The organism is Thermodesulfitimonas sp. (genome assembly GCF_052743955.1).
Genome location: NZ_JBRAIN010000111.1, coordinates 1 through 5,095 on the forward strand (window position 1 = coordinate 1; position 5,095 = coordinate 5,095).

Genomic DNA, 5,095 nt, shown 5'->3' on the forward strand with positions numbered 1-5,095 from the left:
AGGCTTCCCGGTCCTGGGGCCGCCCAAAATGCGGGTTAGCTGTCAAACTTGAGTCCAGGCGGTTGAAATTCTAAAATAAAAGGGGCCCCGTAACGGAACCCCTTCTAAGAAACATGTGGTTTATTTTGCAAAAAACCTAGGGAACCACCTTCGCGCCAAGCCGCAGCACTAGATTCGCCATCGTCCGCTTCTCCGCAGGCGTAGCCGCCCGCCACATCTCCTTGAGGAGCGCCTCTTCCGGCGAATCGGGCTTTACAAACCTGGCCAGCACGTCATCTAAATTAATAATCCCGTCCACAATCTGCTCGTCGGAAAGCCCTGCGGCCTTGCCCTCTTTTATCTTTGCCGCCAGCTCCTTGGGGAAATTCTCCAGGGCTATCCGCTCCCCGTGCTCCATTCGTTCCATAGAACCTTCACCTCCTCGCCTTTTAAGGTGAGTTTTCCCGGTGAAGGTAATTTTTATGCACGCTTTGGCGGGAGTGTGTGGGAATCGAACCCACCACGGACTTTTGGCCCGTCAGCTGGTTTTGAAGACCAGGAGGCCCACCAGGACCCGTCCACCCCCGCCTTCGATTATAGCGAAAAAAGTGAAAACCTGTCAAACCCGCCCGGGCAATAAGCGCCAAAGCCGGCTACCCTTTCTTCCCCTCCCGTAGCCGGCGCAATTTTTCCAGCCGCTCCCTTAAAACCGCCTCGGCACCCCGGTCCGTAGGTTCGTAGTAAATGGTGCCGCGCAGCCCCACCGGCAGGTATTCCTGCGCGACGAAACCACCGGGGTAGTCGTGGGGATATTTATAACCCACGCCGTGGCCAAAGGACTTAGCACCGTGGTAACTGCGTCCCGCAGGTGTGGCGGCACGGGACCGGCTTCTTTCTGCGTCACGTCCGCCAGCGCCTGCTCCACCGCCCGGTAGGCCGCGTTGCTCTTCGGGACCAAGGCTAAGTAAACCACCGCTTCGGCCAAAATAATCCGGGCCTCGGGCAGCCCAACGAACTGCACCGCCTCGGCGGCAGCCTGGGCGATAAGCAACGCCCAGGGATCGGCAAGGCCGATATCCTCCGCGGCGCTGATGAGCAGCCGCCGCGCGATAAACTTCACATCTTCCCCGGCAGCCACCATCCGGGCCAGGTAGTGCAGCGCCGCGTCCGGATCGCTTCCCCGGATCGACTTGATGAAGGCCGAAGCGACATCGTAGTGCGTATCGCCCGCCTTATCGTACTGCAGCGCCCGCTGGCGGATGCACTCCTCCGCCACCGGCAGATCGATGGTAATGACCCCGTCTGGCCCCGGCGGGGTGGTCAGAACCGCCACCTCCAGCGCCCCCAGCGCCGCCCAGGCGTCCCCCGCTGCGGCATTAACCAAGTGGTCCATCGCCTCTGGCAGCAGCCTCACGGCATACATACCCAAGCCGCGTTCCGGATCCGCTAGCGCCCGGGCCAGGATTATCCGGAGGTCCGCAGCGGTCAACGGTTAAAACCGGAAGATCTTAGCCCGGGAGCGCAGCGCTCCCACAATCTCGAAGTAGGGATTCTCAGTGGTGGTGCCGATAAGGGTAATGATCCCTTCCTCGACAAAGGGGAGGAGGGCGTCCTGCTGAAGTTTATTGAGGTGATGGATCTCGTCCAGACATAAGACTACCGGCTTACCTTCCCGCTGGGCGCACGTCGCCACCTCCCGCAGTTCCTTCACCGCAGTAAGCGCCGCGTTTAAGCGGACAAAAGGACTGCCGCTCGTCCGGGCGGCGATCTCTGCCAGCGCCGTTTTCCCGGTGCCCGGCGGCCCGTAAAAAATGGCCGAGCCTAGCCGCCCGGCTTTTATCGCCCGGTAAAGGAGCTTCCCTTCGGCCAGCAGGTGGCGCTGCCCGACGAATTCCTCCAGGGTCCGGGGCCTAAAACGGGCCGCAAGGGGTTGTGTTGCCAGTTCTTTTTTCAGGTTGCCATCCTCCCTTAAGCGACGCCGCAATCTTTAACAGACGGACCAGGCAGTCTTAGCGACGTAAAAGCATAGCGGCCAGCAGCTCTTTTAGCGCGCGCGTTGGCCACGGCATAACCGCCGGCGTCGTTGTTGAAGTAGGCGTAAACGTCCCGGCCCGCAGCGAGGTGTGCCGCCATCTTTTCCGCCCAGACCGCCAGCACCTCCCGTGGGTAAGAAGAAGCGTAAAGGCGCTCGTGCCCGTGAAAGCGATAGTAAGCGAAATTGGCCGTGATCACCTCAACGCAGGGCCAGCGCGGCGCGTCAGCAGTGCAAAGGGCGCAGCCGTAAGCGCGCAGCACTTCGTAAATTTCCGGCGCAAACCAGGTTGGGTGGCGAAACTCGAAAGCGTGACGGACCGTCTTCGCCACCGGATTTTCCCGCAGCAACCCGCAAAACTCTTCCAGGCGCTTCCAGTCGGCGCGCATCCCGGGTGGCAGCTGCCACAGCACCACGCCTAATTTTCCCCCGAGCAGCGCCGCGCGGGTGAAAAAAAGGGCCACCGTCGCGGCCACATCACTTAACCGCTTCTGGTGGGTAATAAGACGGCTTCCCTTTAAGGTAAAAGAAAAACCAGGCGGGGAAACCTGGTACCAGTCCTTAAAGGTGCTTTCGCGGGGAAGGCGGTAAAACGTGACGTTAAGCTCGACGGTGTTAAAAACCGTGGCGTAAAAGCGTAACTGCTCGCGGGCGGGCAGCTCCGGCGGGTAAAACACCCCCCGCCAGTGAGTGTAGCTGTAACCGCTCGTGCCGATCCACGCAACAGCCTGCCGTCCCGCCATGGAAGAGATTCGCCCCGCGTCGGTTCACGGCAAGACCCGCACCGGGTCACCCGCCCGCACCCGGCCGCCCCGCACCACCCGGCCAAAAACCCCTTCACTTGGAAGCAGCCGCAGCCCGTGGAAGGAATAGTGATGGGGCTTGACCTCCTTCCCGATCTGGACCACTTCCAAAATACCCTCTCCTACTTGCAGCCGGTCGCCGGGCCGAAGGCGCCGGAGGTCAATGCCGCAGGTAAGGATATTCTCCGCAAAATCCCCAGCCCGCGCCGGAACTCCTGTTTCCCGGGCCACCTGGAGAACGCTTTCCTCCATCAGCAGGCTCACCTGCCGGACCGTCCCCGCGTGGGCGTCACCGCGCAGGCCGTAGTCCTCCTCGAAGAAGCCCTCACCCACATTCTCCTTGGCCGTGCCCCGTTCGCGGCTAATACAAACGGCCACTACCTGGCCTTCATCCACGTTAACCACCCGCGCTTTCCTCATTCCCTTCCTTAGGCAACGGTTCGAAAAGGTTCATATCCAGGCTTATCGTAACGGGATTCTGCGGCGGATTTTTAACGCGCAGCCGGAAAACCGCGTTCTTCAAGAGGCACTGCCAGACGGTAACCCCTTCGTAGCAGGCACTCTTATCGGCTATCACCCACTCCCCGTCACGGTACTCTTCGAGAAAAAGGATAAAGCGCCCGTTACTTTTCGTTCTAAAGGCCACAACTAAGGATTGGCTCCTGAACTCCCCTAAAGTAAGCTCTTCACCGGGGGCAAGTTCGCGGTCCTGAAGCAGGGAGATGATATTGGGTTTAAGTGCCGGCACCGGACAGACATCAAATAAAGGATAATACATAGGCGTCCTCCTGTAAATTTTTTCGGGTTCTCCTTTCAATGATAAGGCGCCGCTTCACTCCCGGGCAAGGCGTCCTATCCAAGACTTTAAAAAAGCCTTCCCTTCCTTTCGAGACCCGCCCGCTGGCTTTACCGGGTGCTTTATGGTAAACTTTATCCTACAATTTAACCTAAACCGGGGTGAAACATGGTTTTTCAAGCAGGAGAGTTGGTTGCCTTTATCGACCAAGAAGGCCGCGCTTACTTGCAGCGGCTCGTTCCGGGCGGAAGATTTCACTCCCACCGGGGTTACGTGGTCCACGATACGGTTATCGGCGCGGCACCCGGCGCAGTCGTTACCTCTTCCCGCGGGGCAAAGTTTTACGTTTTCTACCCGACGCTGACCGATTTCACGATGAATATGCCACGCATCAGCGGGATCATCTACCCCAAAGATACCGGAATCATCCTGCTCTGGGCAGATATTTTCCCCGGGGCTAAGGTCCTTATAGGGGGGGTCGGCAGCGGGGCCCTGCTCTTAGCGGTGGCGCGCCAGATAGGAGTTAGCGGCGTGATTGTTGCCTACGACGTCCGCCAGGATATGCTCGACCATGCGGCCCAAAACCTCCGGGAGTTCCTCGGCGCAACGCCGCAGCTAACTTTAAAGCGCGGCGACATTTACCAACCCATCGAAGAAAAAGGCTTCGACCGCGTCCTTCTCGACGTCCCGGAACCGTGGCGGGTTCTGGAAACGCTCCAGAAGTCCCTCGCCCCGGGCGGCATCGTCTCGGCCTACGTGCCCTCGATCACCCAGGCAGACGCCTTCGTTAACGCTCTTAAGGATGCCGGCAACTACGCGCTGGTAGAAACCATCGAGGTGCTGGTGCGGGACTGGCATATTGCCGGGCGCAGCGTGCGCCCGCACCACCGGATGGTGGGGCACACCGGCTTCCTCACCTTCGCCCGAAAGCTGAACGCGCCCCAAACCCTCTCCGCCTGCCCGCAAGAGCCTCCCGATACGGAAAGCCCGTAGCACGGCGGGGGCCCGCCGCGCTTGGCCGCCAAAACCGCCCCTTAATAATTTTCGCAGAGCTGCTCAAAATACGCTTGCGGGTACGCGCAGGCCGGACAGACCGCCGGCGCCTCCGGTCCCTCGTGAATATAGCCGCAGTTGCGGCACTTCCAGCGCACCGCCCCCTCGCGCTTGAAAACCTTTCCCTCCTCGAGGTTGCGGCGGAGCGCTTGGAAACGCGCCTCGTGGTGCTGCTCCGTCTCGGCAATCTTCCGGAGTACAGCCGCGATTTCCGGAAAACCTTCTTCCTCCGCCACCCGCGCAAACTCGGGATACATCGCCGTCCACTCGTAGTTTTCGCCTTCGGCCGCGGCTTTGAGGTTTTCCGCCGTCGTCCCGATGCCCTGCAAGAATTTCAGGATGCGCTTGGCGTGCTCCTTCTCGTTATCTGCCGTCTCCTGGAAAACCGCCGCGATTTGCTCGTAGCCCTCTTTGCGCGCCTGACTGGCGAAA

At 60.1% G+C, this 5,095-nt stretch carries 7 protein-coding genes, 1 tRNA gene and 1 pseudogene; 1 reads left to right on the plus strand and 8 read right to left on the minus strand.

Annotated features, from left to right (window positions below; all coding sequences use genetic code 11):
• Window positions 1-136: 136 nt before the first annotated feature.
• From ACUVTA_RS08450 to ACUVTA_RS08480, 7 genes and pseudogenes are all read right to left on the minus strand, one after another.
• Window positions 137-406: a DUF3243 family protein gene (locus ACUVTA_RS08450; protein WP_445952507.1), complete on the minus strand. Its 270-nt coding sequence runs from the start codon at window positions 404-406 to the stop codon at window positions 137-139.
• A gap of 65 nt (window positions 407-471) precedes the next feature.
• Window positions 472-565: transfer RNA gene (locus tag ACUVTA_RS08455), tRNA-Sec, on the minus strand.
• 67 nt (window positions 566-632) lie between these two features.
• A pseudogene (locus ACUVTA_RS08460) lies at window positions 633-1,402 on the minus strand (AAA family ATPase).
• Window positions 1,403-1,471: 69 nt separating this feature from the next.
• Window positions 1,472-1,963, minus strand: a complete 492-nt coding sequence (locus tag ACUVTA_RS08465; RefSeq protein WP_445952508.1) for an AAA family ATPase — start codon at window positions 1,961-1,963, stop codon at window positions 1,472-1,474.
• On the minus strand, window positions 1,948-2,754 hold the full coding sequence (locus tag ACUVTA_RS08470) for a DUF72 domain-containing protein (protein WP_445952509.1): 807 nt from the start codon (window positions 2,752-2,754) through the stop codon (window positions 1,948-1,950). The genes ACUVTA_RS08465 and ACUVTA_RS08470 overlap by 16 nt, the downstream gene beginning before the upstream one ends.
• A gap of 24 nt (window positions 2,755-2,778) precedes the next feature.
• Entirely contained in the window at window positions 2,779-3,234 is a 456-nt protein-coding gene (locus ACUVTA_RS08475) for an MOSC domain-containing protein (RefSeq protein ID WP_445952510.1), read from the minus strand.
• The gene (locus ACUVTA_RS08480) at window positions 3,212-3,592 is read right to left on the minus strand and encodes a hypothetical protein (RefSeq protein ID WP_445952511.1); all 381 of its coding nucleotides are present in this window, start codon (window positions 3,590-3,592) and stop codon (window positions 3,212-3,214) included. Before ACUVTA_RS08480 ends, ACUVTA_RS08475 begins: the two co-directional genes overlap by 23 nt.
• Window positions 3,593-3,778: 186 nt before the next feature.
• Between ACUVTA_RS08480 and ACUVTA_RS08485 the strand changes: the two genes are divergently transcribed.
• Window positions 3,779-4,603: a tRNA (adenine-N1)-methyltransferase gene (locus ACUVTA_RS08485; RefSeq protein ID WP_445952512.1), complete on the plus strand. Its 825-nt coding sequence runs from the start codon at window positions 3,779-3,781 to the stop codon at window positions 4,601-4,603.
• Window positions 4,604-4,644: 41 nt separating this feature from the next.
• Here ACUVTA_RS08485 and rbr read toward each other — a convergent pair.
• Window positions 4,645-5,095 (minus strand): rubrerythrin (rbr, locus tag ACUVTA_RS08490; RefSeq protein WP_445952513.1); only part of this gene is annotated, 451 nt, incomplete at its 5' end.